Source organism: Chryseobacterium sp. RU33C, assembly GCF_900156015.1.
GTDB lineage: Bacteria > Bacteroidota > Bacteroidia > Flavobacteriales > Weeksellaceae > Chryseobacterium > Chryseobacterium candidae.
This window is the reverse complement of record NZ_FTMT01000020.1, coordinates 22149-47382: the sequence shown is the minus strand read 5'-3', so window position 1 is coordinate 47382 and position 25234 is coordinate 22149. Positions and strand designations below refer to the sequence as shown.

The 25234-nt window shown below is 37.2% G+C and carries 23 protein-coding genes and 1 pseudogene; 14 read left to right on the top strand and 10 right to left on the bottom strand.

Annotated elements, in window-relative coordinates; all coding sequences use genetic code 11:
* Nucleotides 1-30: 30 nt before the first annotated feature.
* Nucleotides 31-1104 (bottom strand): RluA family pseudouridine synthase, encoded by a 1074-nt coding sequence (locus tag BW946_RS16240; protein ID WP_170872093.1) that lies wholly within the window; start codon nt 1102-1104, stop codon nt 31-33.
* A gap of 75 nt (nt 1105-1179) precedes the next feature.
* Nucleotides 1180-2271 carry a PASTA domain-containing protein gene (locus tag BW946_RS16235; RefSeq protein ID WP_076597164.1) on the bottom strand — a complete coding sequence of 364 codons (1092 nt, stop codon included), beginning with the start codon at nt 2269-2271 and terminating at the stop codon, nt 1180-1182.
* Nucleotides 2272-2427: 156 nt separating this feature from the next.
* On the opposite strand from BW946_RS16235, the gene BW946_RS16230 reads away from it, so the two are divergent.
* From BW946_RS16230 to BW946_RS16215, 4 genes are all read left to right on the top strand, one after another.
* A complete protein-coding gene (locus BW946_RS16230; protein WP_076597163.1) occupies nt 2428-3411 on the top strand; it encodes a D-alanine--D-alanine ligase in 984 nt (327 codons plus the stop codon).
* 89 nt (nt 3412-3500) lie between these two features.
* Entirely contained in the window at nt 3501-3965 is a 465-nt protein-coding gene (coaD, locus tag BW946_RS16225; RefSeq protein WP_076597162.1) for a pantetheine-phosphate adenylyltransferase, read from the top strand.
* A gap of 110 nt (nt 3966-4075) precedes the next feature.
* Entirely contained in the window at nt 4076-4708 is a 633-nt protein-coding gene (locus tag BW946_RS16220) for a trimeric intracellular cation channel family protein (protein WP_076597161.1), read from the top strand.
* The gene (locus tag BW946_RS16215) at nt 4686-5249 is read left to right on the top strand and encodes a hypothetical protein (RefSeq protein WP_139326022.1); all 564 of its coding nucleotides are present in this window, start codon (nt 4686-4688) and stop codon (nt 5247-5249) included. The genes BW946_RS16220 and BW946_RS16215 overlap by 23 nt, the downstream gene beginning before the upstream one ends.
* 35 nt (nt 5250-5284) lie before the next feature.
* On the opposite strand, the gene BW946_RS16210 is transcribed toward BW946_RS16215, so the two are convergent.
* Both BW946_RS16210 and BW946_RS16205 read right to left on the bottom strand, forming a co-directional pair.
* On the bottom strand, nt 5285-5854 hold the full coding sequence (locus tag BW946_RS16210) for a hypothetical protein (protein WP_076597159.1): 570 nt from the start codon (nt 5852-5854) through the stop codon (nt 5285-5287).
* Between the two features lie 148 nt (nt 5855-6002).
* Complete coding sequence (locus BW946_RS16205; RefSeq protein WP_076597158.1) at nt 6003-6500, bottom strand: dihydrofolate reductase; 498 nt, start codon at nt 6498-6500, stop codon at nt 6003-6005.
* A 73-nt stretch (nt 6501-6573) separates the two neighbouring features.
* On the opposite strand from BW946_RS16205, the gene BW946_RS16200 reads away from it, so the two are divergent.
* The 5 genes from BW946_RS16200 (at nt 6574) to BW946_RS16180 (ending at nt 11005) form a co-directional block, all read left to right on the top strand.
* The gene (locus BW946_RS16200) at nt 6574-7179 is read left to right on the top strand and encodes a LemA family protein (RefSeq protein WP_076597157.1); all 606 of its coding nucleotides are present in this window, start codon (nt 6574-6576) and stop codon (nt 7177-7179) included.
* A gap of 2 nt (nt 7180-7181) precedes the next feature.
* The gene (locus tag BW946_RS16195) at nt 7182-7610 is read left to right on the top strand and encodes a TPM domain-containing protein (RefSeq protein ID WP_170872092.1); all 429 of its coding nucleotides are present in this window, start codon (nt 7182-7184) and stop codon (nt 7608-7610) included.
* Entirely contained in the window at nt 7591-8394 is an 804-nt protein-coding gene (locus BW946_RS16190; RefSeq protein WP_076597155.1) for a TPM domain-containing protein, read from the top strand. The genes BW946_RS16195 and BW946_RS16190 overlap by 20 nt, the downstream gene beginning before the upstream one ends.
* Before the next feature lie 196 nt (nt 8395-8590).
* On the top strand, nt 8591-9112 hold the full coding sequence (locus BW946_RS16185; protein WP_076597154.1) for an NAD(P)H-dependent oxidoreductase: 522 nt from the start codon (nt 8591-8593) through the stop codon (nt 9110-9112).
* 3 nt (nt 9113-9115) lie between these two features.
* Complete coding sequence (locus BW946_RS16180; RefSeq protein ID WP_076597153.1) at nt 9116-11005, top strand: monovalent cation:proton antiporter-2 (CPA2) family protein; 1890 nt, start codon at nt 9116-9118, stop codon at nt 11003-11005.
* A gap of 1 nt (nt 11006) precedes the next feature.
* Here BW946_RS16180 and BW946_RS16175 read toward each other — a convergent pair whose 3' ends face one another.
* A complete protein-coding gene (locus BW946_RS16175; protein WP_076597152.1) occupies nt 11007-11828 on the bottom strand; it encodes a GIN domain-containing protein in 822 nt (273 codons plus the stop codon).
* Between the two features lie 256 nt (nt 11829-12084).
* Here BW946_RS16175 and BW946_RS16170 point away from each other — a divergent pair, with 256 nt between their 5' ends.
* Together BW946_RS16170 and BW946_RS16165 are read left to right on the top strand one after the other, a co-directional pair.
* On the top strand, nt 12085-14226 hold the full coding sequence (locus tag BW946_RS16170) for a M3 family metallopeptidase (protein WP_076597151.1): 2142 nt from the start codon (nt 12085-12087) through the stop codon (nt 14224-14226).
* Between the two features lie 148 nt (nt 14227-14374).
* Nucleotides 14375-14752, top strand: coding sequence for a YchJ family protein (locus BW946_RS16165; protein WP_076597150.1), 378 nt, complete (start codon nt 14375-14377; stop codon nt 14750-14752).
* 209 nt (nt 14753-14961) lie between these two features.
* Here the strand turns inward: BW946_RS16165 and BW946_RS16160 are convergent, their stop codons facing one another.
* The 3 genes and pseudogenes from BW946_RS16160 to BW946_RS16150 form a co-directional block, all read right to left on the bottom strand.
* Nucleotides 14962-15462, bottom strand: a complete 501-nt coding sequence (locus BW946_RS16160) for an FKBP-type peptidyl-prolyl cis-trans isomerase (RefSeq protein WP_076597149.1) — start codon at nt 15460-15462, stop codon at nt 14962-14964.
* Nucleotides 15463-15620: 158 nt separating this feature from the next.
* Nucleotides 15621-15854, bottom strand: a pseudogene (locus BW946_RS16155) (VF530 family DNA-binding protein); the annotation flags it as partial.
* Nucleotides 15855-15862: 8 nt separating this feature from the next.
* Nucleotides 15863-16723, bottom strand: a complete 861-nt coding sequence (locus BW946_RS16150; RefSeq protein ID WP_076597148.1) for a hypothetical protein — start codon at nt 16721-16723, stop codon at nt 15863-15865.
* Between the two features lie 156 nt (nt 16724-16879).
* On the opposite strand from BW946_RS16150, the gene BW946_RS21215 reads away from it, so the two are divergent.
* The 3 genes from BW946_RS21215 to BW946_RS16140 all read left to right on the top strand — a co-directional run bounded on the left by BW946_RS21215 (nt 16880) and on the right by BW946_RS16140 (nt 21422).
* Nucleotides 16880-17032, top strand: coding sequence for a hypothetical protein (locus tag BW946_RS21215; RefSeq protein ID WP_168801912.1), 153 nt, complete (start codon nt 16880-16882; stop codon nt 17030-17032).
* Nucleotides 17033-17177: 145 nt separating this feature from the next.
* Complete coding sequence (locus BW946_RS16145) at nt 17178-18383, top strand: metallophosphoesterase family protein (protein WP_076597147.1); 1206 nt, start codon at nt 17178-17180, stop codon at nt 18381-18383.
* 3 nt (nt 18384-18386) lie between these two features.
* Nucleotides 18387-21422 (top strand): AAA family ATPase, encoded by a 3036-nt coding sequence (locus BW946_RS16140; protein ID WP_076597146.1) that lies wholly within the window; start codon nt 18387-18389, stop codon nt 21420-21422.
* 73 nt (nt 21423-21495) lie between these two features.
* Here the strand turns inward: BW946_RS16140 and BW946_RS16135 are convergent, their stop codons facing one another.
* Both BW946_RS16135 and BW946_RS16130 read right to left on the bottom strand, forming a co-directional pair.
* Nucleotides 21496-22521: an LLM class flavin-dependent oxidoreductase gene (locus BW946_RS16135; protein WP_076597215.1), complete on the bottom strand. Its 1026-nt coding sequence runs from the start codon at nt 22519-22521 to the stop codon at nt 21496-21498.
* 221 nt (nt 22522-22742) lie between these two features.
* On the bottom strand, nt 22743-24881 hold the full coding sequence (locus tag BW946_RS16130) for a S9 family peptidase (protein ID WP_076597145.1): 2139 nt from the start codon (nt 24879-24881) through the stop codon (nt 22743-22745).
* Nucleotides 24882-25234 lie beyond the last annotated feature (353 nt).

Sequence of the window (25234 nt, the reverse complement as noted above, 5' to 3'; positions counted from 1 at the left end):
AACAAATATAAAAAAATTCTCAATATATTTTTAGTTTTCTAAATAATTTCTCCATTTTTTTACAGCATCCGCCATATCTTTGGGCATTGGGCTTTCAAAATATAATTCCTTTTTTGTGGTTGGGTGTATAAATCCAAGGGTATGGGCATGAAGGGCATGTCTTGGCAAAATTTCAAAAACATTTTTAATAAATTGCTTGTATTTCGGAAGATTTATCCCTCTTAAAGGCGTATGTCCTTCATATCTTTCGTCATTAAACAAAGTATGCCCGATATGTCTGAAATGTGCCCTGATCTGATGTGTTCTTCCGGTCTCAAGTTTACATTCCACCCAGGTCATATATTTGAATCTTTCAAGGACTTTATAATGCGTCACTGCATGTTTCCCCTGGCTGCCATCTTCATAAACAGACATCTGCATTCTGTTTTTAGGATGCCTTCCGATATGACCTCTGATGGTTCCCTCTTCATCCTGCATATTTCCCCACACAAAAGCCCAGTACAGTCTTTTCGTAGTTCGGTTAAAGAACTGTTTTGCAAGGAAGCTCAATGCATATTCATTCTTGGCGATCACCAGTAGTCCTGATGTATCTTTATCAATCCTGTGAACCAATCCTACCCTGTCAAGATCAGATTTCTCCCCGTTCTTTTCAAAATGAAAAGCCAGTGCATTCACCAATGTTCCGTCCCAGTTTCCGAATCCGGGGTGTACCACCATTCCAGCTTCCTTATCCACAACAACAAGGTCATCATCTTCATAAACGATATTCACCGGAATATCTTGTGGAATAATGACATTCTCTCTAGGAGGGTGGGTAAGCAGTACAGAGATCTGATCTCCCGGTTTTACCCGGTAATTCTGCTTTACTGCAGTTCCGTTCACTATCACATTTCCGGCTCTGCAGGTCTGTGAAATTTTATTTCTTGAAGAATTCTGCCTGTATATTAATAGGAACTTATCTATTCTTAAGGGTTCCTGCTTGCTGTCAACAGTGATATTAAGATGCTCATACAAACCTTTATTTTCCTCGTCAATATCGATATTTTCGATACTGTTGGAATCTAATAATTCTTCATCTAAAAAATCTTCGTTATCTTCTGACATTGTTTTATTTTTTTTTACACAAAAGGCCTCAACATTTTGCAGTTGAAGCCTCTGTTTATTTATAATAATTTTATATTAATCTATTTGCACTTTAGCTTTTTTAGGCTTTTGAGCAGGCTGCTGTGTCGTTGCTGAAGCAGCCGGTTTCGCTGTACTTCCAGCTGAAGGAGTAGTGGTAGAAGTTTTAGGCTTCTCTGTATTTTGACCTGCAGGTTTAGAAGTTGTAGTCTGAGGCTTTGGAGTCTCAGTTTTCGGTACTTCTGGTTTTGGAGTTTCTCTTTTAGGAGTAGAAGCCGGTACAACCGGAGCGTCATAACTTGGCTCACTGTGTACTTCTTCATATCGGACCGGAGGAAGTGAAGTATCCACTTTCATACGATAGATAGAATTCAACTGCTCTACTTTTGCTCTTAATTCTGCCGGAGTTTTCTTACTTGCCCAAAGGTCGATCTGCATTCCCTGATCACGAACATCTCCGGAAGCAGGATCCTGATAATAGATAATATCAGACTCATCTTTGCCTCCGTCTTCATGATCTACCAATCCTACTTCAAACATACTCCTGGCAATTACAGCTCTCGCTTCTTTTACCGTAAGTCCAACTACATTAGGAATGGAAATATTTCTCATAGGCCCGGAACCAACCACTACATCAATCGTTGAGAATCTTGGTAAGCGGGTACCCGGATTTACAGCATTTCCTTTATATAATATTCTTAAAAGAGCGTCCTTCTGAATACTAGGTTCATAAATCGTATCACCAATTTTAAGACCTACCTGATCCAGTCTCTGGAATGCCAGTCCGGAATATTTATTGATTACATTAGGAACCGCAATAGGAGCCCATGTTCTTGGATTTACCTTAAGTGTTATCGTTCTTCCGTCTTTTACACGGGAACCTGGCGCAGGATATACCTGTAACACCTGGAATGGTCTGTATTTAGGATCGTAATTGGCACTGTCTACTTCATATTCCAGTCCTGTATCATCTAAAATTTTAACGGCATCATGTACCGATTTATTTACAATATTGGGAACAGGAATTTCCTGACCGTGATTCGTATGGTACTCCAACCAGCGAAACGTAAGCCATACAAGACCCACGAAAATACCGATGGCTACTACTAAATTCAGTAAAACTTTCCAATTGAAAAGTGATTTAAGCATACTTAAAAATACTTTAATTATAACCGCAAATATAGCTAATAATTTTAGAATGGACTTTTTATTTAACACAATTCATTTTTGATTTTAAAATTTGCTGATTTCCCATATTGCATTGCATAAAATGATTAAATTTGCCTTAATTGATACTATATGGTTATGAACAAAAAAAGTGTTGCCGTAGTTATGGGAGGCTATTCTGATGAATACGTCGTTTCCTTAAAAAGCGGACAATTGATTTATGATTCTTTAGACAGAAATCTCTATGAAGTATATAAAGTAATAGTTCTTAAAGATGAGTGGTATTTTTTAGGTGAAAATGACAAAAAATATCCCATCAACAGAGGAGATTTTTCGGTGACTTTAGATAGTGGAGAAGTCTTAAAATTTGATGTTTGTTTTAATATCATCCACGGAACTCCGGGAGAGAACGGAATTCTTCAGGCATACTGGGATGCCATTGGACAAAAATATACCGGGTGTGATTTTTACCAGAGCGCCCTTACTTTCAATAAAAAAGACACCCTTGCTGTATTATCAAAATACGGAATTCCATCTGCTAAAAGTATTTATTTAAGAAAAGGTGAAGACATCAATGTGGATGAAATTGTAGCAGAACTGAGTCTTCCTTTATTTGTAAAACCCAACCAATCCGGATCTTCTCTGGGAATTTCCAAAGTAAAAGAAAAATCAGAACTCATTGCTGCTACTGAAATTGCATTCAAAGAAGATAATGAAATTCTGATTGAAAGCTTCCTTGACGGGATGGAAGTTTCCGTAGGAGTTATTGATTTCAAAGGTGAAACCATTGTTTTGGGAATTACAGAAATTGTTCCTACCAATGAGTTCTTCGATTATGAAGCAAAATACGAAGGGGCATCTGAAGAAATTACGCCTGCAAGAATTGACGAGGAAACTACAAAAAGAGTGGAAGAAATGGCCAAAAGAGCTTACAATTCATTAGGAATGAGTGGCTTTTCAAGAAGTGAATTCATACTCATGAACGGGATTCCTTATATGCTTGAAATGAATACCAATCCGGGATTCTCTCCTGCAAGTATTCTTCCTCAGCAGGCAAAACATTACGGAATTTCCATTATGGATCTTTGCGGAAATGAAGTTGAAAAAGCACTTAATAAATAAAATAGAAGTTAGAAATTAGAGGTTAGAAACGAAATAAACGTAAAGCTTTTAACTGATAATTCAAAATTCAAAATCATAACTCGTACAACATGAAAATTGCTGTTTTCCCAGGGTCTTTTGACCCGATTACATTAGGACATTATGACATTATAGAAAGAGCGGCACCGCTTTTTGATAAATTAATCATTGCAATCGGACAGAATTCTCAGAAAAAATATATGTTTCCTCTTGAAAAAAGAAAGGAATTTATCCAAAACTCCTTAGCAGAATTCCCCAATGTGGAAGTAGATTCATTCGAAGGCTTAACAGTAGATTACTGCTTTGAAAAAAATGCTCAGTATATCATCAGAGGATTGAGAAACCCTGCCGATTTTGAATTCGAAAAAGCGATTGCCCATACCAACAGAACTTTAGCTCACAAAAAACTGGAAACCGTATTTTTGCTGACTTCTTCAGGAAAATCTTTTATCAGCAGCAGCATTGTAAGGGAAATCATCACCCACGGCGGCGAATATGAACTGATGGTTCCGGACTCTGTGAGAGTGGAGAGATAAAAAAATATAATTGATGAGCGATAAATGATAATTGATATAATGGCCAAGAATTTGCTTAAGCAGAAATCATTCATCAATTATCATTTATCAACAATCATTTATAATTATATATGCACGAACAGTTCAATTTTGCCATAGAAGTCCTGGGGACCATTGCCTTTTCCATGTCGGGAAGTTTTGCAGCAATGCAGAAACGGCTTGATCCTTTCGGGGTTCTTATTATTGCATTTGTAACTTCTGTGGGAGGAGGAACTGTAAGGGATTTACTACTGGACATACCGGTATTCTGGATGCATGATATTCTGATGTGTACCCTGATTCTGGTGACCAGTATTTTTTCAATGATATTCAAATCTCTTGAGAAAAACTTTAAAGTAACTTTATTTATATTCGACAGCTTCGGGCTTGGCCTGTTCACCATAATCGGTGTACAGAAAGGACTAAATGCAGGAATCCATCCTATGATCTGTATTGCATTGGGAACCATTACAGGCTGTTTCGGAGGGATCATCCGGGATATACTGCTCAACAGAATTCCATTAATTTTCAGAAAGGAAATTTACGCCACAGCATGTATCGTAGGCGGAGCAGCATTTTTATTGATGACCAGATATACAATGCTTTCCTATACTTTTATACAGATCTTCACTATTTTACTCATCGTTGCTATTCGAACATTTGCGGTAAAATACCATTGGCAGATACCTAAATTTTATGGGTATGATCAGAATTCGGAAATGTAACCTTGTGAAACGATTACCTCTTACCATTCTTTCATTTTCTTTATTCTCCTGCCAACACGAGAGTCAATTTGATCTGAATAAAGATCTTTATCACTTTTCCGAAAGAATGGAAAACGGAGATACTGTTAGGATCATGACTGATCTTTCAGCCTGCATGTTCTTCGCATCTGAAACTTATACTTTTACCAAGCAGCATGACACTCTGTTTCTGGAGAAATACTCTGAAATAACATCATATGGTAAAACGACCCAAACTTTACCTAAAATACCTTACAAAGTAAAAGCAAGCGATCCTTTGTCTTTTGAAAATTATCTTAAATTCCTGAACAAAGAAGATAAACCGCATGAGAAAGGAGATTTTCCTTTGGTTACTGTAACCTATAAAAAACAAAATCGGAAATTTTATGATGACGGACTCCAAGATAAATTTATGAAGCATGATAGTTTGTTTGCCGTTAAGGAAAACATTTACCCAAAAGACCCATTTTTTAAACAGGAAGCACCACCACCGCCTACAATAATAAAAAACAAAAAGTCCTGAAAAATCAGGACTTTTTATAGTATATGTTAGGTTGACTAGAAGAATTTTCCTCTGTTTCTCATATTCGGGTTATGCATATGCTTCTGCATGGTCGGCATTTTCAACTGATCTTTCATCATTTTGATCTGATCCGTCATCATTCCTGCACTGTCCAGTCTTTTTGCTTCTTCCAGTAATTTCTGTCCTTCCTGTTTTCTTCCTTTGGAAATAGCGGCTGCCGCAAGATTCAAAGTAGCCATTGCTCTGTCATGCTTCATATTCAAACCATACTCCAACGCTTTCTTCATGAAAGGTTCTACTTTAGCAGGGTGATCCTGAGCTTGTGTCAATCCTGATAAATAGTGAAAATATCCGTATTGAGTTTTATGAAGCTGAGTTTTATAATCTGTAATTTTTGACAGCCATTCTCCGGCTTTCTCCATATTTTGCTTTCTCAATTGCCAGAATGCCAATAGAATATATTCATTTTTAAAGAATAGTAAAATCGGAAATGCAGCCAATAGGAAAACAACAATACCCCACCCAAGATTTCTCGTGAAGAACATCATATAAAGTCCCAGTAAAATAAGGACTGCTGCTACTGCAATTTTTATGTATTTATTCATTATTAAATTTTAGAAGTGCAAAGATAATAAATTTAGAGCTTAAAGTTCAAAAAGTCAATGGTGAATGGTCAATTCGCTGCGTTTGTTAATTTTGTAACTGCGGAAAATTCACGATTCCCTTTACGAAGCAAAAATTCACTATTGACCTCTATGCTTCTTTGTTAATTTTTTCAAACGTCTGGAAACAAAAATCATAACCATTCTTTTCATCTTTCTCATGGCAGATTTCATTGGTCATTTTCCAGATTTTCGGATCTATTTTAGGAAAGAAAGTATCAGCATGAAGGTCCGCTTTCACCAAAGTAACTTCAAGCCTGTCCACAACATCCATAGTCTGTTCGTAGATATTTCCGCCACCGATAATGAAAACTTCCTCATCAATCTTTTTAGCAAATTTCAACGCTTCTTTGATGCTTCCTACGATAAGAATTCCTTCTTCAAACCAGTCTTTCTTTCTTGACACAACAATATTGGTACGGTTCGGAAGAGCTTTTCCAATACTTTCATATGTTTTTCTGCCCATAATCACAGGATGCCCGGAAGTCATATCTTTAAAATGTTTCAAATCTTTGGGAAGATGCCAAAGCAACTGGTTTTCAAAACCAATTTCATTTTTCTCTCCCATTGCCACCACTATTGTTGTCATTCAAATAATTTTTTACAAAATTAGCACATAATTTGTATATTTGGTTAGCACAAAAAATTTAAAAAAATAAACTATGAAAAATAAAGGATGTCTGGGTGCAGGAACCATCGGTATTGCCCTTCTTATTATTGTTGCTGTTCTTTTCTTCTGGGGAAAAAGCGGATACAACAGATTTGTAGAAAAAGAACAGACTGTAAATGCAAAATGGTCTAATGTAGAGACCGTTTATCAGAAAAGAGCCAATCTTATTCCTAATCTGGAAAGAACCGTAAAATCCTATTCAAAATTTGAACAGGAAACTTTAACACAAGTTGTGGAAGCTCGTTCCAAAGCGACTTCTATCAATATTGACCCTACAAATATGACAGAAGCTGATCTGGCTAAATTCCAGGCAGCACAGGGAGAATTATCGGGTGCATTAAGCAGATTGATGGCCGTGGTAGAATCTTATCCTAACCTAAAAGCAGACCAGCAGTATATCAACTTCCAGAGAGAGTACACTGCTATTGAGAACAGCATCAGAACTGAGACGGTTTATTATAACGATGCTGCAAAGGATTACAATACTTCCATCAAGACTTTCCCGAATAATATTCTGGCGAATTTCACCAACTTTAAAGAAAAACCTTATTTCAAAGCTGACGCAGGTGCTCAGAAAGCCCCTGAAGTATTCAAATAATAATGGGTAATTTCCTAACAAATCAACAGATCGCTTCCCTTGTGGAAGCGATTCAGTCTGCGGAAGATCATTCTACAGGAGAGATCAGGGTACATATTGATTCCAATACGGAAACCCGTGATGCCAGAACAGCATTTGATGTTTTCAAGAAGCTTGATATGGATAAAACTGCTGAAAGAAACGCAGTGCTTTTCCATGTCAATTTTGAACAAAAATATCTTACCATTATCGGAGATATCGGAATTCATGAAAAAGTAAAACAGTCTTACTGGGATCATCTTCACGATTATATCACCGCTGAATTTGCCAAAGGAAATTATTATAAGGCGCTGAAAAGTGCCATCCTGGAAACGGGACTTGAACTCAAAAAACATTTTCCTGTAAAAGGAGAAAACCCAAACCAACTTCCAAATGAAATTACGTTCTCTTAAAATAGTATTTTCATTTTTACTACTTTGCTTTTACACTTTTGTATCAGCACAGTACACCATTCCCGAAAAACCCTCGGTACTTTACCCTGTTTTTGATGAAGCCGGATTACTTTCCCAGCAGGAAAAAGATGCACTTAACAATAAACTGATCAAGTTTGCAGATTCTACCTCAACGGAAATTGAAGTAGTGATCATCCGTTCCACCAAAGGAGAAGATGTGAATTTTCTGGCAACCATGTTTGGGGAAAAATGGAAAATCGGAAAAAAAGGTGTTGATAACGGAGTGGTTTTCCTTATCGCGACAGAAGACAGAACCATGTCTATCCAACAAGGACGCGCTGTAGAGCAATACCTTACCGCTTCAGTAGCAGGACAAATCTTAGATTACATCGTTACTCCAAAGTTCAAGAAAGGACTTTGGTATGAAGGCATCAACGGTGGAACCTCAGCGATTATGGAAGCTGTTGAGGGAAAATTCAAACCTGTAGCCACCACAGCTCCTTCCGGTAATGGAAGTGCTTTTAAAGTTCTTATCATTGCTTTTATTATTTTCATCATCATTGCTATCCTATTTGGTAACAGAGGTGGCGGACGTGGTGGAAACAATGACGACGATGATGATGTCATCATTACCAGAAGAGGACGCAGAAACTATCCTGGAGGTTTTTTCCCATTCCCTGGAAGCTTCGGAGGCGGAGGATTTGGTGGTGGAAGTTCCGGAGGAGGCGGAGGCTTCGGAGGTGGCGGAAGCTTTGGAGGCGGTGGCGCATCCGGAGGATGGTAAATAAAGAAACAATTTTAAATTATATAAAAATCAGATCATCACGATCTGATTTTTTTATTTAAAAACATAAAATAATGCCAATTCTTTAACTTTTATTAATACTAAATTGATATTTAGATAGTAAAAAATTAATAAAACCTCATAAAAACCACCTTTTATTCAATATTTTTTTATTATATTTACTGAAAACAGGATTATGAAGAAGACGCTGGTAGTATTTGCACACCCTTATCTGGAGCATTCCAATTCGAATGTAGAGCTCATCAATTTCTACGTTCGCCACCAGCATTATACCCTGAGAGATCTTTACGAAGAATATCCTGACTTTCATATCGCTGCTTTCCGGGAAAGAAAACGTCTTAAAAACTATGAACGTTTTGTTTTCCAGTTTCCCCTGATATGGTTCGGAATGCCACCGCTTCTCAGATTATGGATTGATGAAGTTTTCGACAGAGACTGGCTGAAAGAGGGCGAACATAATCCACTCGAAGGAAAAGAAGTCTATATTCTGGTAACCACAGGCGGAAAAGAAAGATCTTTCAGTAAAACCGGCACTTATCAATACACCATAGATGAACTGATCAGCGGGCTTATCGTTTCATTAAGGGTTTTCAAAGCAGATATTAAGCATATTAAAATTGTATACGAAGCCAACAAGCTCTCTAAAAAAGAAATCATTTTACATAAAAAAGAATTTACAGAACTACTCAATCAATAGCATATGGAATCCAGCTTAGCGATGAACACATTAATTTTCCTCGGTGTAGCCATCATCATGGTTCCATTGGCAAGAAAACTAGGGTTAAGTTCTGTAATCGGCTATATTTTAGGAGGAATCATTATAGGTCCTTATGTCCTTAAACTTACAGGAAACAACGTCAATGATATTATGCATGCCAGCGAATTTGGCGTTATAATGCTTTTATTTTTGGTAGGTTTGGAACTGGAACCCCGCAAATTCTGGGAGATGCGAAAGAAAATAATGGGATTGGGACTTTCACAGATGGCACTTACGATTCTCTTGCTTTTCTTAGTATTCACAAGTGTAGGTTGGAGAGTAGACAAAGCGATTGCCATTGCCATGTGTTTCGCACTATCTTCTACAGCAATTGTCCTCCAGACCTTACAGGAGAAGAATAATCTCAAGACTACTGCGGGAGAAGCTTCATTCTCCACCTTGTTATTTCAGGATATTTCTGTGATTCCTATTTTGGCGATATTGCCTATTCTGGCCAATTATAAAGCCAAGCATCATGATAATGAAATCCAGATTCTGATCCAAAAACTGCCGGAATGGCTTCAGGCCGGAACGGTAATTTTTGGAGTAGCATTATTAATTCTACTCGGAAGATATGTATTTGTTCCTTTTCTGCGCTATGTTTCAAAATCGGGAATGTCAGAGCTATTGACAGCTTCTTCGTTATTTCTGGTTATTGGGGTTTCGGAACTGATGGTGGTGATCGGCCTTTCACCTGCTTTGGGAGCTTTCCTTGCAGGAGTAATGCTTGCCAACAGTGAATTCCGTCATGAGCTGGAAGCGCAGATTGATCCTTTCAAAGGACTGTTACTGGCTGTTTTCTTCGTGAGTGTGGGATCAACTATCAATTTTAATATTATCCAGAAAGATCCTTTATTTATCTTCAGTACTGTTTTTGCTGTGCTGGCTGTAAAATTTATTGTCTTATATGCTATTGGAAAGTTTTTCAGGATAGATACTTCCCAAAGTCTTTTTTATGCATTTGCCCTTTCACAGGTGGGAGAATTTGCATTTGTACTGCTTAACTATGCTTCGGATCTTTATCTTTTAGGGCCGGAGATGAATGCACAGATGATGGCTGTCACTGCCATTACAATGTGTATCACTCCTGTTCTCCTAATCATCAATGACAAGTTTATTACTCCAAAATTTATTACAGAAATCCCTGAGGAAGAACATGATTATAATATTCTCGACAGCAATGTTAGTCAAAAGAAAATTATCATTGTAGGTTTTGGGCACTTTGGAAGCACCGTGGGACGTCTTTTAAAAGCCAATAAAATACCCGCTACCGTTTTGGATCGTGATTCTGATCGTGTTAAATTGCTCAGAAGCTATGGTTTTAAAGTCTATTATGGAGATGCCACCCGAATACCTATTTTAAGAGCCGCAGGAATTGAAGATGCTGAAATTCTGGTTTTATGTCTGGATGATTCCGATGATAACAAATTCATTGCAGAACTTGTGCGGGAACATTATCCCAATGTGAAAATTTTTGTAAGAGCGAAAAACAGGATCGATGCTTATGATTATCTAAACAATGGAGTTAATCATATCTACCGCGAAACATTGGGAACAGCGGTGGATATGGCGGTGGATGTACTTCATGAAACAGGAATGAGGAAATATGCCGCAAGACGTCTTGGGCAAAGATTTATGGCTATTGATAAAGCTTCTGTGAGAAAACTTGCAAAAATGAAGGAAAATAATGATGACATTACGCTATTTACCACAAAAGAAATGCTCCAAAGGGAGGAGGAATTGTTAGCGTATGATAATCTTAATTTTGATAATAAAAACTGGGAAGATTCCTCATCCGCCGATGAAGAAGATGAGGATGAATCCCAGAATTAGTTTATTGGATATTTACACTTCCACCACTGCTTTCCTCTTTGCTCACGCTCTTAAGCTCTCCTTTTTTAGAAATATCCACACTTCCACCGGATGAAGCGCCTGCTTTCACACTGGAAACAGCACTTATATGAATACTTGCTCCACTGGAAGCATCTGCTTCTACCTCATCAGCAATAACATTTTTAGCGGAAATACTGCTTCCTGAAGAGGCACTTACATCTGCTTTTTTTGCTTTTCCTGAAAGGTCAAGTGTTGATCCTGATGAAGATTCAATGTCAAGGTTTACTGCCCAGACTTTCCCATCGAAACTGCTGCTGCTGCTTACATTGATATCCATATCATTAGCCTCCAGATCTCCGGAAATACTTCCTGCACTGGATGCTTCGATCTCTGTTTTCTCCTGAGTAAATTTATCTTTTACAATGATTCTCGCAGCCGAATCCGCAACAAGTTTACTAAAATCTTTTGTATAAATTTTAGCTGTCACTTTGCTGATGTTCATCACTCTGATCCCCGGCTTATAATGAATGTGCAGCTTTCCGCCATCATTATCTACAAGAATTTCATTGATGATGCTTTGAGGTGCAGAAATTTCTACTTTTTCTGTTTCAGATTTTATAACTTCTGCTTCAATGGCCTGTGAAACCTTAATTTCATCAAAATCTCCATTAAATTCTTTATGCTGTATCGGGCCGCTTTCCTTGCTCACTACTTTCTCTACCCAATTACCATTGTCTCCTTCCCTGTTTCTGTTCTCATGTTTATCATTACACGAGGCTAAAGCCACTAAGGCTGAAAAAATAAATAAAGTACTTGTTTTCATGCTTATTCCTTTTGTTAATTTTTTTTGTGGATATCTTTATTTAAATAACAACTAATTTATAAAAAATATTACATTACATTTGAAAATACTGTAATGGTCTTCAAGAGAGATTTTTTGGAAAGACTTTTCACCTCTGAAGGTACTTAACTGATTCATTGTGCAATACCCGCAAAATGACGTAAAGAAATACGTTCGCCAAAATACATTCTATGATACAAGTTTTTAATATCTTTATGCTTTAATAACAACTATATTTATGAAGAATATTTCATCGGTATTATTAATTTCTGCCTTGGCGTTCAATCAATCTTGTACTACAATGAAACAGACCGATATTCAACAGGAGCTTCCTGCACCTGATCCCTCTTTATCTTCAAATCCTTTTATGAAGAAGAGCAAGCTTCAGTACGAAGCTCCGGAGTTTGACAAAATCAAAAATGAACACTTCAAACCTGCTTTTAACTATGGTTTAAAGCAACATGAAGCTGAAATTATGAAAATTGCCAACAATCCGGCTGCTCCTACTTTTGAAAATACCATCGTTGCATTGGAAAAAAGTGGTGAAGTACTGAGAAGAGCACAAATTGTATTTTCAAATCTTACAAGTGCTAATACCAACCCTACTTTGCAGGCTTTGGATGAAGAATATGCCCCTATTTTTGCCGCACATTCTGATAAACTGTACCTGAATGAAAATCTTTACAAAAGAATACAATCCATCAAAGAAGATGGTCTTGATTCTGAAAGCAAAAGACTGGTACAATATTATAAGCAGAATTTTGAAATCGCAGGTGCTAATCTTTCTGCAGCGGATAAAGAAAAATTAAAGCAGCTCAATCAGGAACTGGCTTCTCTGTCTACACAGTATTCCAATAAATTGCTGGAAGCAAGAAAACAGGGAGGTGTATTTTTCTCTGATGCGAAAGAGCTTGACGGACTTTCTGCAGATGAAATTGCAGCAGCAGCTTCTGATGCCAAAACAGCAGGACAACCTGGAAAATATCTTCTGGCTTTACAAAATACAACCCAACAGCCTCTTTTACAAAATTTAAAGAACAGAGCTACCAGAGAAAAGCTATTCAAAGCTTCATGGACCAGAGCTGAGAAAGGAGATGCCAACGATACAAGATCTACCATAGAGCAGCTTGCTAAACTGAGATTGAAGAAAGCACAGATATTGGGAAAGAAAAACTTCGCTGAGTGGAAACTTCAGGATCAGATGGCAAAAACCCCTGAAGCTGCTACTAAACTGATGAATCAAATCGCTACTCCTGCAGTGGAAACAGCAAGACGTGAAGCAAAAGATATACAGGATCTTATTGATCAGCAGAAAGGAGGTTTCAAAGTAGAACCCTGGGACTGGAATTTTTATGCTGAACAGGTAAGAAAAGCGAAGTTTGATCTTGATGAAAGCGAAATAAAACCTTATTTTGAAATTACAACGGTTCTTGAAAAAGGAGTTTTCTTTGCCGCTGAAAAATTCTACGGACTGACTTTCAAAAAGAGAACTGATCTTCCTGTTTACCATCCTGATGTAGTAACCTATGAGGTTTTCGATCATGATGGAAAATCTATTGCCATCTACTATCTGGATTTCTATACAAGGGATTCTAAAAACGGTGGTGCATGGATGAGTAATTTTGTAGAACAGTCTTATTTATTGGGAACAAAACCTGTAATCGTTAACTGCTACAACTATCAAAAACCGGCTCCGGGGAAACCTTCATTAATCAGTTATGATGATGTTTCCACCATCTTCCATGAATTTGGTCACTCCATTCACGGAATGTTTGCCAGCCAGAAATACCCTTCACTTTCGGGAACGAATGTACCGAGAGACTTCGTGGAATTCCCATCCCAGATTAATGAACACTGGGCTTTAGATCCTGTTGTTCTGAAGAATTATGCAGTACATTATGAAACAAAACAGTCTATTCCGCAGGCTTTGGTAGACAAGATTAAAAAAGCATCTACTTTCAATCAGGGTTATATGACTACTGAATTGGTTTCTGCTGCTGAGCTTGATATGGATTGGCATACAGTAAGCAATGACAGTCAGTTTATTCCTGTTTTAGACTTTGAAAAGCAATCTTTGGCCAGCCATGGATTCAATCTGGCAACGGTTCCGCCAAGATATCACACTCCTTATTTTGCTCACATCTGGGGAGGTGGATATTCTGCAGGATATTATGCTTATTTATGGTCTGAAACTTTGGATAATGACGCATGGGAATGGATCAGTAAAAATGGAGGATTAACCAGAGAAAACGGTGACCGTTTCAGAAAATATATTCTTTCCGTAGGAAATTCTGTAGACCTGAACCAGGCATTCAGAGATTTTACGGGACACGATCCGGATATCAAGCCTTTATTGAGAAGCAGAGGGTTTATTAAATAAATTAACGGGAAGCATTCTTTAACTAGAGTGCTTCTTTTTTATGTTTCGGCTAAAGCCAATGGATTTTTATTTGCTTATTTTTTAACGGGCTAAAGCCCGTTTCTATTGATATTCATTATTTTTGCATTTCAAATTTTAAATGTAATATATGAACTGTCCATGCTGTTCAGGAAAATCCTACGAGGAATGCTGTAAACCTTATCATACGGGAGAAAAATATGCTCCAACGGCTGAGGCTCTGATGCGTTCACGATTCTCTGCTTTTGCCATTCCGAATGGTGAATACCTGATGGAGACGACCCTTCCCGGAAAAAGAAAATACCATAATAAAAAAGACTTACAGGAATGGGGAGAAATTAACCAATGGACAAAACTGGAAATCATCCGTACTCCGGCTTTAAATCATGTAGAATTTAAGGCTTATTATACGGATCAGGAGGGTCATCAGCAGGTTCATCATGAGTTTTCTGTTTTTCAGAAAATGCATGAACGCTGGTATTATGTTTCCGGAGAATTTTTGGATTAACAAACAGGTTGAAGAAATGTAATGCAGACAATGCTTTGCGTAGAACCACCCCGTCAAAAATTCATAGAATTTTTGACACCCCTCCGGAAGAATGCCAAGCATTCAATAACTATTTGTACCTTAAATAAAAATAAGCCAAAGAATTATCTTTGGCTTATTTTGTATCATGTATATACTATATTATCCGACTTTTTCGGACATTTATTTTTTTAGTGAGCTTCGTTTCCGTCAACTCCGTGAGCGTGGCCATGTGCCAATTCTTCTTCTGTTGCAGGACGGGTGTTTAAAACTTCCACCTGGAAATCTAAGACTTTACCTGCCATTGGGTGGTTAAGGTCTGCTACTACAACTTCCGGAGTAATTTCTACTACAAAAGCCTGGAAGTTATTCCCTTGGTTATCTGATAAAGGTAAAATAGCTCCTACAGGTGGAAGTCCTGATTCGTTGAACATTTCCACAGGTAATTGTGCAATAGCATCCGGTTGTCTTTCACCATAAGCTTCCTCAGGCTGAATTGTAAAGGCAGCTGTATCTCCAGCTTTCAAACCAAGGATATTTTGTTCAAATTTTGGAATCATCATTCCCACACCATACAAAAATGTAAGCGGATTTTCTGTTGTTGTTTCTTCTACAAGAATCTTACTTCCATCTGGTTCGATAGTGTGAAGTATATACTTTACAGCTACAACGTGATTGTTTTCGATTGTCATATTTTTTCTTTTTTTCGTGATGTTGTTTCACGATTAATGGTACAAATATACTCTTTTTGAAATGATTCAGTGAACCTGGAAGCCGGGGGATGGAAGAAGGAAGCTATGAAAGGCATAAAGAAAGACAGATCTTCTTTTTTAGCCTTTATTTTTTTACCCTCCTCTCTCTTTTTCTGTCTCAGGACAAAAAGATACAGGTTTTCTACTTTTGTTCTTGCCCACGGTGTTTTCCGCAGAAATTTCAGGGAAGAGTTTATACTTGGGTTGTCTGTAAAACATTTTATATTGATCTGTTCGCCAAGCCTTTCAAAACCTTGATAGTATTCTACAAGTTCTTCAAGGATAGCATCCAGTCTTTTTCCGTGTAAAGGGTCTTTGGACTGTTGTTCCATATTCTTTTTTATTTTTTTGAATCTTGAATATTTTTATTTTCTGCCTTCTTATTTTTTTCCAGTTGATAATTAGCTATCTTTTTAAAGTTTTCGGTTTTCATTACAAATGCCCTATTCGATTTATGATTCCATATACTAGCATATTTTTTTGAAACGGTGGTATAGGTTTCCCATCCTGTAAGATTTTGGTACAACATGAGTGTACAAATATCTGTAGGAGTAATCTGCTGCCAGTTATCCAAAACATGAGAATGAACTCCACTTGCATCACTTCCTTTGTTCATATCGTTTATATCATGGACAATTATTCCTTTATGTAGTTTTTCAACATTTTTTATTTCATCATTATTATTGAAAGTCAGCAGATAGTCATTTCCGAAAACAACTACATTATTTACAGAAGCTCCGGTTAAAACATATACTTTTTTAGAATCGTTCTTAATGATAGGAACCAGATTAAAGTTTGTATTATTATAATGCTTAGAAATAGTGTCATTGTTTATTCTGGCTAGAGCTTTCTGCCTGATGTCAAAATAATCCTGTTCAACAGCACTGAAATCCCTTTCAGACAAATCAATTTTCGCATTAGCTGTATTATAATTGGTAGGGAAAGAAATTGTAGCTACCACTTTATTCTGCTTAGAGAAGAAAATACATTTAGGTACATCGTCTAAATAAGAAAAATATCCTCCTATATTTTCCATATTTCTGTAATTCTCTTTTACGATATCTGTACCATACCAACTTGCCATTTCACTACGATATAGTGCTACTCCTTCTTCTGTTACCTCCTTTGATATTTTCTCAAGATCTTGAGCATTAATAGATATCCCTAATAAGGTCAATATTATTATTAAACAAAACTTCATGAATATTAATTTTCATCAAAAATACTAATAAAATAAATCTGCCTGAAAAAGATTTGTGTCGGGTTCAAATTTAATCATCAACCTATAATTTTTATATTTTGTTTCTTATTTTTGAAGAAGCTATTTTTCACCCATAAAAATGATCTGTTACCAAGCATGAGCAAAAATAACGAAGCAAACAGGAAAAAAAACAAAAAGAAAATTGATCAGAAAAAACGTAAAATACAGAATGCAGAATCAGAACGGAAAGCAAGATTAAAACAGATCCGGGAAGATTTCAAAGCCAGAGAAGCTGACAATAAACTATAAATTGTTTTTATCTGAAGTAAGGGAAACCTTATTTTTTTAAATGAAGTATTCTCTATATTTACATTGTAATACCTGCAAATAATTCTCTACCCAACAAGTTGAAAATTACGTTGCATATACTCTTTTTAATTCTCAAATTTAAATTATGAAAATCCTCCACACTGCCGACTGGCATTTGGGTAAACGCCTCGACCGTTTTTCAAGACTGGAAGAACAGGTTCTGGTGATGAATGAAATTGTTCAGATTGCTGACGAACAAAACGTGGATCTGGTTTTAATTGCCGGTGATCTCTTTGATAATTTCAATCCAGGTGTAGAGGCTGCTGAACTTTTTTATAAAACCTTAAAACGTTTATCCCTGAACGGAAAACGCCCTGTGATTGCTATTTCCGGTAATCATGATTCTCCAAACTTAATCAATGCTCCTGATCCTCTGGCAAGGGAATGCGGAATTATTTTAATAGGCCATCCCAAAGCGGAAATCATACCTTTTGATACAGAATATTTCAACATCACCCATTCCAAAGAGGGTTTTATAGAGCTGAAAATTGAGGGGATAAATTTTCCGGTAAGAATTCTCCACACGCCTTTTGCGAATGAAATCCGGTTAAAGGAATATTTTGGTGAAAATAAAGAAGAAGAAATCAACAAGGTTCTTTCACAGACATGGAAAAATCTTGCGGATCAGTTCTGTGATGATACCGGAGTGAATCTTCTGACGGCTCATTTGTACATGAATAAAAGAGGTGCGGAAATTCTGGAAGAGCCGGAAGGAGAAAAACCGATTAAGATTGGGAATGCAGATCTGATTTTTTCTGACAGTATTCCTGAGCAGATTCAGTATACGGCATTAGGCCACCTTCACGGTTTTCAGAATATCGGAACCAAGGAAAAGCCTGTTATTTATTCATCTTCTCCTCTGTGCTACAGTTTCAGTGAAGCCGGACAAAAGAAGTATGTTTCCATTATTGATGCAGAACCTGGAAAAGCAGTTTCCTACGAGAAGAAACTCTTGCAAAGCGGCAGAGCTTTGGTCAGAAAAACATTTACCTCCATTGAAGATACCGTACAATGGCTGGGTGAAAATCCAAATACATTTATTGAACTTACGCTGGAAAGTGAAACTTTTTTAACAGCTGATGAAAGAAGGTTAATTTATCAGTCTCACAACGGAATTGTTCACCTTATTCCAAAAGTCAGAAATCTGGAATTGGGAGAAAACCCAACCCATGAAATCAATTTAAGCCAGGATATTGATATCCTGTTCAAAGATTATTTTAAATCTAAAAATGGCGGGCAGGAAGCCAATGAAGAACTGATGAATTTGTTTAACGAAATTTTAAATGCATAAACTATGATCCCTGTACAATTAACGATCGAAGGACTTTACTCGTATCAGGAGCGCCAGACTATTGATTTCAGAAATCTTACCGAAGCAGGTCTGTTTGGGATTTTCGGGGCGGTGGGTTCCGGAAAATCTTCGGTTCTGGAAGCTATTTCGTTTGCTTTATACGGTGAAACGGAACGTCTGAACATGCGTGATAAAAGGGCTTATAACATGATGAATTTAAAATCAAACAGTTCTTATATAGAATTTGATTTTGTGAATTATGAGAATAAACTTTTCCGGGCTGCCCGTGATTTTAAGCGAAATTCAAAAAAATTCGAAGAAGTAAAGCCTAATGCGGTTACATTTTATGAAAATATCAATGGCAAATGGCTTCCTTTGGATCACTCCAATGCGGAATCTATTATCGGATTAAGCTATTCCAACTTCAAAAGAACCATCATTATTCCGCAGGGACAGTTCAAAGAATTCCTTGAATTGGGTGCTGCAGAGAGAACAAATATGATGAAGGAGATCTTTAATCTTCAGAAATTTGATCTTCAGAACAATGTTTCTGCACTCAATGTAAAAAACAGATCTGAACTGGATCAGCTGGAAGGACAGTTAAAAGGGTTTGAAGAAATCAATGAAGAGAAAATTAAACTTCAGAAAGAACAGTTGGCTGAAGAGCAGAAACTCCTCTCAGAATCCAATGAAAAACTGGAGAAGGTTTCCCAAACGTATCAACAGCTGAAAAACTTAAAAAGCGACTTTGACAGTTTACAGCAGAATAAGGAAAAATTCAGCAAACTTTCTGAAGAAAAGCCCCAGATGGATGCTCTGGAAGCACAGGCAGAATTATACGACCGTATTTTCAGGATTTTCAATCCATTGATTATTGAGAAAAATAAACTCTCAAAAGAAATTTCGGCAAAACAAAACGAAAAAGAACAGCAGATTAAAGCATGGCAGGAAACTGAAAAGACTTTTACGATCGTAAAGGAACAGCTTACGGCTCTTGAACCACAGTTTAAAGCATTAGAACAATCCAGAATTCAGGAAAATGATCTGAGCCTCATCATTCAGATCCTGAAATTTTCTGAAGAAATTAAAGTTCTGAATGAAAGAACTCAGAAAGGTTCTGAAAAAGTAAAAGAAGTGGATCTTCATAAAGAGAAAATTCAAAAAAAGATTGATGAACTTTCAGCACAAATAAAAACTTTAAAGGAACAAAAACTTGATTCTGTGCTGCTTTCTGAAGTAGGCAACTGGTTTATTCAGCAAAAGAACCTAAAAAAATCACAGCAGGAACAAACCGAAAAGATTGAGAGACAGCAAAAACAGATCGGAGAAATTGCAGAAAACTTAAAGTCTTTTGACTATACCGGGAATTATAAAGAAGATTTCAAAAGCAGGAAAGAAGCTTTAGAAACAAAGAAAAAGGAACTTTCCCAGAAACTGGATCATCTCAAAATTCAAAAAGAACTTTCCCGTTTTGCCAGTGAGCTTCATGATGGGGAAAACTGTCCTCTTTGTGGTTCTAAAGAGCATCCGCATATTGTGGAATTTCATGATGTGAATACTGAACTGCAGGAAATTCAGGAGAAAATAACATCTGTAGAACAGGAAATAACTGTTCTTCAAAAACAGGAAGCAGAAGTTGACAAAATTCTGGACCGTAAAAAAATCTTTGAGGAACAACTTCTTTCGGAACAAAAAATTGTCCTTCAGATTCAGAAGGATATTGAAAATCATCTGCTGAATTTCACCTGGAAGTCATTTTCACCTGACAAGGAAGAGGAATTTGAGAAAAAACGTTCAGATTCGTTTACGCTGGAGAAAAAGATTGAAGAAACGGAACGTACTATAACAGTTGAAAGGGAACATATTGACAGAGAAACCAAAACACTGGAAAAATATAAGCACGCCCTGGAAGCTTTCCGTCTGGAAGAAGTTTCGAAACAGGAGCAAATCAATATCAGCCGTTCCGGCCTTAAAATTCTCGACTGGAATCTGTATGCTCAAAAGGAAATAAAAGAGATTGAGGAATCTTATCAAAAACTTGTACAATCTAATAAAGAGACTGAAGAAAATTACCGGAAGGCGGTAGAACAGGAAAAAATTCTTTCTCCAAAACTGGCAGAGCAAAAAGCAATTGTCAGCCAGTCTGAAAAACAAATTACAGAACTTAAGAAAGAAATTTCCGGTAATGAAGAGGCGATTGCCAAAGCTTTGACAGATCAAAATTTCAAAGCATTTAAAGAAGTTGATAATATTTTACTGCAGGAGATCAATATTCAGCTGGTGAGAGCCAAAGTGCAGAATTTCAGAGTTGAATTCGAAGCTTTAAAGAAATTCATCACTGAGTTGGAAGTAAAACTGAAAGATCTTTCATTCGATAACGAACAGTTTTCTCTTGCTGAACAGCAGTTCGTTGAAGCACAGAATGAGCAGAAAAAAATCAGCGATTCCGTAGTCACAAAAACCGCAGAAATAGACAGGCTGGAAAAAGAGTTTGTGAAAAAAGAAACCCTTTTAAAAGAACTGGCAAAGCTTCAGAAGCGTTCAGAAAATTTAAAAATCATGATGAACCTGTTTAAAGGTGCAGGTTTTGTACAATATGTTTCGTCTATTTACCTGAGACAGCTTTGTGATCATGCCAATGTCCGTTTTCACCGGATGACAAGAAACCAGCTGAGCCTTCAGCTGAATGAAAATAACGATTTTGAAATCATTGACTACCTCAACGAAGGGAAAAGCAGAAGTGTAAAAACACTTTCCGGAGGACAGGCCTTTCAGGTATCCTTGAGTCTGGCGCTGGCACTGGCAGAAAGTGTTCAGGCCAATGCGCAGGCCGAAAAGAATTTCTTCTTTATTGATGAAGGTTTTGGAACGCAGGATACGGAATCGGTGAATATCGTTTTTGAAACCCTTACTCATCTGATGAAAGAAAACAGGATTGTGGGTATTATTTCGCACGTTGAAGAACTCAAAGAAAAGATTCCTACCGCTCTTAATATTATCAAGGATGAAGAAAGAGGAAGTCTGATTGAGATTGTTTAATACCAGATTTACAACTACAAAAGCCACAAAAGAGATGTTCTTATGTGGCTTTTGCTATCAATAAAGTTCCCAGTTACAGTCCTTTTACAACGGGTTTTACTTCTTTTCCAAACAATTCAATAGATTTCATCATCACATCATGAGCAGGATCTCCCACATCCATATGCCCGATAAATCTTGTAATTCCGAAAATTTCCTTCATATACGCAATCTTATCTGCTACTTCTGCGGGACTGCCGATAAACAATGCACCGTCTTTGCTTCTTCCCCCATCATACTGCTCTTTTGTATAAGGAGCCCATCCCCGGGAAGCGCCTATCCTATCCATCTGAGATTTATAATTATGGAAATATCCATCCGCTACTTTTTGATCGTCACTTACAAAAGTATGGGAGTGAATTGCAATCTGCATTTTTGAAACATCGTGTCCCGCTTTTTGGTATTCCTGCTTATAGAATTCAATCAGATTTTTAAACTGGATTGGCATTCCTCCGATGATGGCTACCACTAAAGGCATTCCAAGCTGCGCTGCGCTTAATACAGACTGCGGAGTTCCTCCAACAGCTCTCCAGATGGAAAGTTTTCCATCATTTTTTGCTCTTGGATAAACGGTTTGGTTCTGCATCGGAGCACGAAGTTTTCCTGACCAGTTTACATTTTCCTCAGTATTGATTTTCAGTAATAATTCTAATTTTTCGTCAAATAGCTGTTCATAGTCATTCAATGAATAGCCATACAACGGAAAGGATTCGATGAAACTTCCGCGTCCCACAAATATCTCTGCTCTTCCGTCTGAAATTAAATCCAGCGTTGAAAAATCTTCATATACCTTAACCGGTTCCGAAGAACTCAAAACAGTAACTCCACTGGCCAGTTTTATATTTTTTGTAATACTTGCTGCTGCTGCCAAAACGATTTCCGGAGAAGAAACAGCATAATCCGGACGGTGGTGTTCTCCCATTGCAAAAACATCTATTCCTACCTCATCCATGAGTTTTATCTGATCCAGTATTTCGCGGATCTTAATCCCTGCATCTCTATATTTTCCGGTAGACTGGTCTAAAGCCAGGTCCCCGAACATTCCTATTCCTAATTCCATATTGTTGATTTTAGTCATACAAAATTACTGCTATGAAAAATCAAAAACATTGATGTTTGTTAAGATCGAAAAGTTACTTTTTTAAAACACAAATAACACTAATGTATCACTAATAACACGAAAGTGTCATTGCAAACAAAGCGAAGTAATCTCAATCAAGTTATACAATAACATTAAGGTAATATCAAAAAAAATCCAGCCGTTCCCGCTGGATTGTAATATTATTTTTTCAAATATAGATCAAAATAATCTGTTATTTTCTGCATCAGATGAACCCTGTCTTTCCCGATCACATTATGCGGATGCCCCGGATAGGTAAAGTAATCCTGCTGAACACCATTATCCACAGCAGATTTGATGAATTTAATAGAATGCTGCCATACGACTACATCATCCTGTGCTCCATGGATCATCAGTAATTTTCCTTTCAGATTCTGAACTTTATCCAGAAGATTAGCTGTTGCATATCCCTGTGGATTTTCCTGTGGAGTATCCATATATCTTTCTCCGTACATGATTTCATACATACTCCAGTCAATTACAGGTCCGCCTGCTACTCCTACTTTGAATACATCCGGTTTACGAAGCATAAAACTTGTTGTCATAAATCCTCCGAAGCTCCATCCATGGATTCCCATTTTGTCTCCATCTACATAAGGAAGAGATTTTAAGTATTCCACCCCTTTCATCTGATCGTTGATTTCTGTAGTTCCCAGATTTCTGAATACAGCCTGCTCAAACTTCATTCCACGGTTAGAAGAACCTCTTCCGTCCATTGTGAAAATGATGTAACCGTTCTGAGCCATATATTCGTACCAAAGGTTTCCTGAAGCCGGGAAGCTGTTTGTGATCAGCTGTAAGTGTGGCCCGTTGTACAGATAAACAATAGTTGGGTATCTTTTATTAGGATCAAAATTGGTAGGAAGAATGATCTTTCCGTACAAAGGAGTTCCGTCGTCAGCCTTTAATGTTACATTTTTAATTTCCGGTCTCTGGTAATTCTTTAATGGATTTTCAGAAGTAAGGATATTTGTAGATTTTAAATTGGCTGTATTGATAATGTTGGCAACTCTTGGTGAATTGGCATTGCTGTAAGCGTCATAGAGATAATTTCCGTCACTGCTCAAAGTTCCGATGTGCATTCCTTCTGCATCGTCCAGCCTTTGCATCTTGAAGTTGGTCCAATTTATTCTGTACAAATGTCTTTCCAGAGGAGTTTCTTTAGTGGAGGCAAAATAGATTTCCTTTTTCTTTTCATTAAATCCTAAAATATCGGTTACCAGCCAGTCACCTTTTGTGATTTGTGCTATCAATCCTTTTTCAAGACTGTAATGGAACAAGTGGTTGTATCCTGTTCTCTGGCTCTGCCAGATGAAGTCTGTGTTAGAGTTCGGGAAGAAAGTAAGCGGATGCTGTGGCTCCACATATTTACTGTCTGTTTCTTCGAATAAAGTTTTCACCAATTCTCCTGTAGCAGCATCATACTGATTCATTTTCATATGATTCTGGCCTCTGTTCAGCACCCCTACAAAGATGTATTTTGAATCTGGACTCCATGTAACGGCCGTTAGATACTGATCTTTTTCACCTTCCACTTTTAAGAAAGTAGTAGATTGATTTTTAATATTGAAAACGCCTAATGTCACCTGATGAGAAGTCTGGCCAGCCATTGGGTATTTAATATTGTGGTTTACGGCAGGCGTTACAGACCAGTCGATGACCGGATAATCTGCTACCATACTCTGATCCATTTTATAGAAAGCTACGCTCTCCGAATTCGGAGCAGGGAAAATTCCGGTATCAATTCCGAATTCATTTCTGTGAACCGCCTGTCCGCTAATTATATTTTCATTGCTCTCATTGGTTACAGCAATCGTTTTTCCGTTCCTGTTTACAAATAAATTATTCTTTGCTGTGAAGGCAAAAGTATGACCGTCACCAAACATTTTCACGTTCGCAGCATCCTGATCGATGGCAGCTGTATTTTTAATTTTCCAGTCGTTTCCTGATTTTTCAATCCACGACATTTTGCCCTCTGTAGTAAAGTACCCATTGGAATTTCCTGTAAATTTAATGGGTGGAACAGCTTTCAGCTTATTGTTGGAAAGATTTCTGTTCAGCTGGCTTAATGAAATCAGCGTATCCTGCTTATTCGTTTTCAAATCTGTAATCAGATAGCCGCCTTTCACTGCCTGAATGTAAGATTTTCCGTCTGCAGCCCATGAAAACTGGGAAATATTTTTTACGGCAAGGTTGGTTCTCATCCCATTGACAGCCTCCGCCATGGTAAATTTCTGGGTCTGGGCAAATGCTGAACTTCCTAAAACCAGCATTAATAAAGAAAATTTATGTAATTTCATTGGATAAAATTGAATCCTCCAAAAATAAGAAATAAAAACCATTCGTTAAGAAACGTTAAATTAAAACATTCATAAAATGGAATTCATACATTCAAAGGAATTATTTCTTAACTTAATAATAAATTTTGACCTATCCCTTTTAGTAATAATAGCTTCGACAGGCTCAGACTGACAAGGCTCAAAAATATCGACTGGTATTCGGATTGTCACCCTGAGCCTGTCGAAGGGGCTCATCAATAAGAAAATCTTTGTTAATTATTAATTAAAGGGATAGGTCAATAAAATTTTTAAAGGCATTATTAGCATAGGCGAATGATGGATCGTGAATGATCAATCCGCTGCGCTTGTCAGTT

Excerpts from the sequence above, each read along its gene's own strand:
- BW946_RS16240 (WP_170872093.1), bottom strand. The coding sequence starts at position 1,104 with ATGTCAGAAGATAACGAAGATTTTTTAGATGAAGAATTATTAGATTCC.
- BW946_RS16235 (WP_076597164.1), bottom strand. The coding sequence starts at position 2,271 with ATGCTTAAATCACTTTTCAATTGGAAAGTTTTACTGAATTTAGTAGTA.
- BW946_RS16230 (WP_076597163.1), top strand. The coding sequence starts at position 2,428 with ATGAACAAAAAAAGTGTTGCCGTAGTTATGGGAGGCTATTCTGATGAA.
- coaD (WP_076597162.1), top strand. The coding sequence starts at position 3,501 with ATGAAAATTGCTGTTTTCCCAGGGTCTTTTGACCCGATTACATTAGGA.
- BW946_RS16220 (WP_076597161.1), top strand. The coding sequence starts at position 4,076 with ATGCACGAACAGTTCAATTTTGCCATAGAAGTCCTGGGGACCATTGCC.
- BW946_RS16215 (WP_139326022.1), top strand. The coding sequence starts at position 4,686 with ATGATCAGAATTCGGAAATGTAACCTTGTGAAACGATTACCTCTTACC.
- BW946_RS16210 (WP_076597159.1), bottom strand. The coding sequence starts at position 5,854 with ATGAATAAATACATAAAAATTGCAGTAGCAGCAGTCCTTATTTTACTG.
- BW946_RS16205 (WP_076597158.1), bottom strand. The coding sequence starts at position 6,500 with ATGACAACAATAGTGGTGGCAATGGGAGAGAAAAATGAAATTGGTTTT.
- BW946_RS16200 (WP_076597157.1), top strand. The coding sequence starts at position 6,574 with ATGAAAAATAAAGGATGTCTGGGTGCAGGAACCATCGGTATTGCCCTT.
- BW946_RS16195 (WP_170872092.1), top strand. The coding sequence starts at position 7,182 with ATGGGTAATTTCCTAACAAATCAACAGATCGCTTCCCTTGTGGAAGCG.
- BW946_RS16190 (WP_076597155.1), top strand. The coding sequence starts at position 7,591 with ATGAAATTACGTTCTCTTAAAATAGTATTTTCATTTTTACTACTTTGC.
- BW946_RS16185 (WP_076597154.1), top strand. The coding sequence starts at position 8,591 with ATGAAGAAGACGCTGGTAGTATTTGCACACCCTTATCTGGAGCATTCC.
- BW946_RS16180 (WP_076597153.1), top strand. The coding sequence starts at position 9,116 with ATGGAATCCAGCTTAGCGATGAACACATTAATTTTCCTCGGTGTAGCC.
- BW946_RS16175 (WP_076597152.1), bottom strand. The coding sequence starts at position 11,828 with ATGAAAACAAGTACTTTATTTATTTTTTCAGCCTTAGTGGCTTTAGCC.
- BW946_RS16170 (WP_076597151.1), top strand. The coding sequence starts at position 12,085 with ATGAAGAATATTTCATCGGTATTATTAATTTCTGCCTTGGCGTTCAAT.
- BW946_RS16165 (WP_076597150.1), top strand. The coding sequence starts at position 14,375 with ATGAACTGTCCATGCTGTTCAGGAAAATCCTACGAGGAATGCTGTAAA.
- BW946_RS16160 (WP_076597149.1), bottom strand. The coding sequence starts at position 15,462 with ATGACAATCGAAAACAATCACGTTGTAGCTGTAAAGTATATACTTCAC.
- BW946_RS16150 (WP_076597148.1), bottom strand. The coding sequence starts at position 16,723 with ATGAAGTTTTGTTTAATAATAATATTGACCTTATTAGGGATATCTATT.
- BW946_RS21215 (WP_168801912.1), top strand. The coding sequence starts at position 16,880 with ATGAGCAAAAATAACGAAGCAAACAGGAAAAAAAACAAAAAGAAAATT.
- BW946_RS16145 (WP_076597147.1), top strand. The coding sequence starts at position 17,178 with ATGAAAATCCTCCACACTGCCGACTGGCATTTGGGTAAACGCCTCGAC.
- BW946_RS16140 (WP_076597146.1), top strand. The coding sequence starts at position 18,387 with ATGATCCCTGTACAATTAACGATCGAAGGACTTTACTCGTATCAGGAG.
- BW946_RS16135 (WP_076597215.1), bottom strand. The coding sequence starts at position 22,521 with ATGGAATTAGGAATAGGAATGTTCGGGGACCTGGCTTTAGACCAGTCT.
- BW946_RS16130 (WP_076597145.1), bottom strand. The coding sequence starts at position 24,881 with ATGAAATTACATAAATTTTCTTTATTAATGCTGGTTTTAGGAAGTTCA.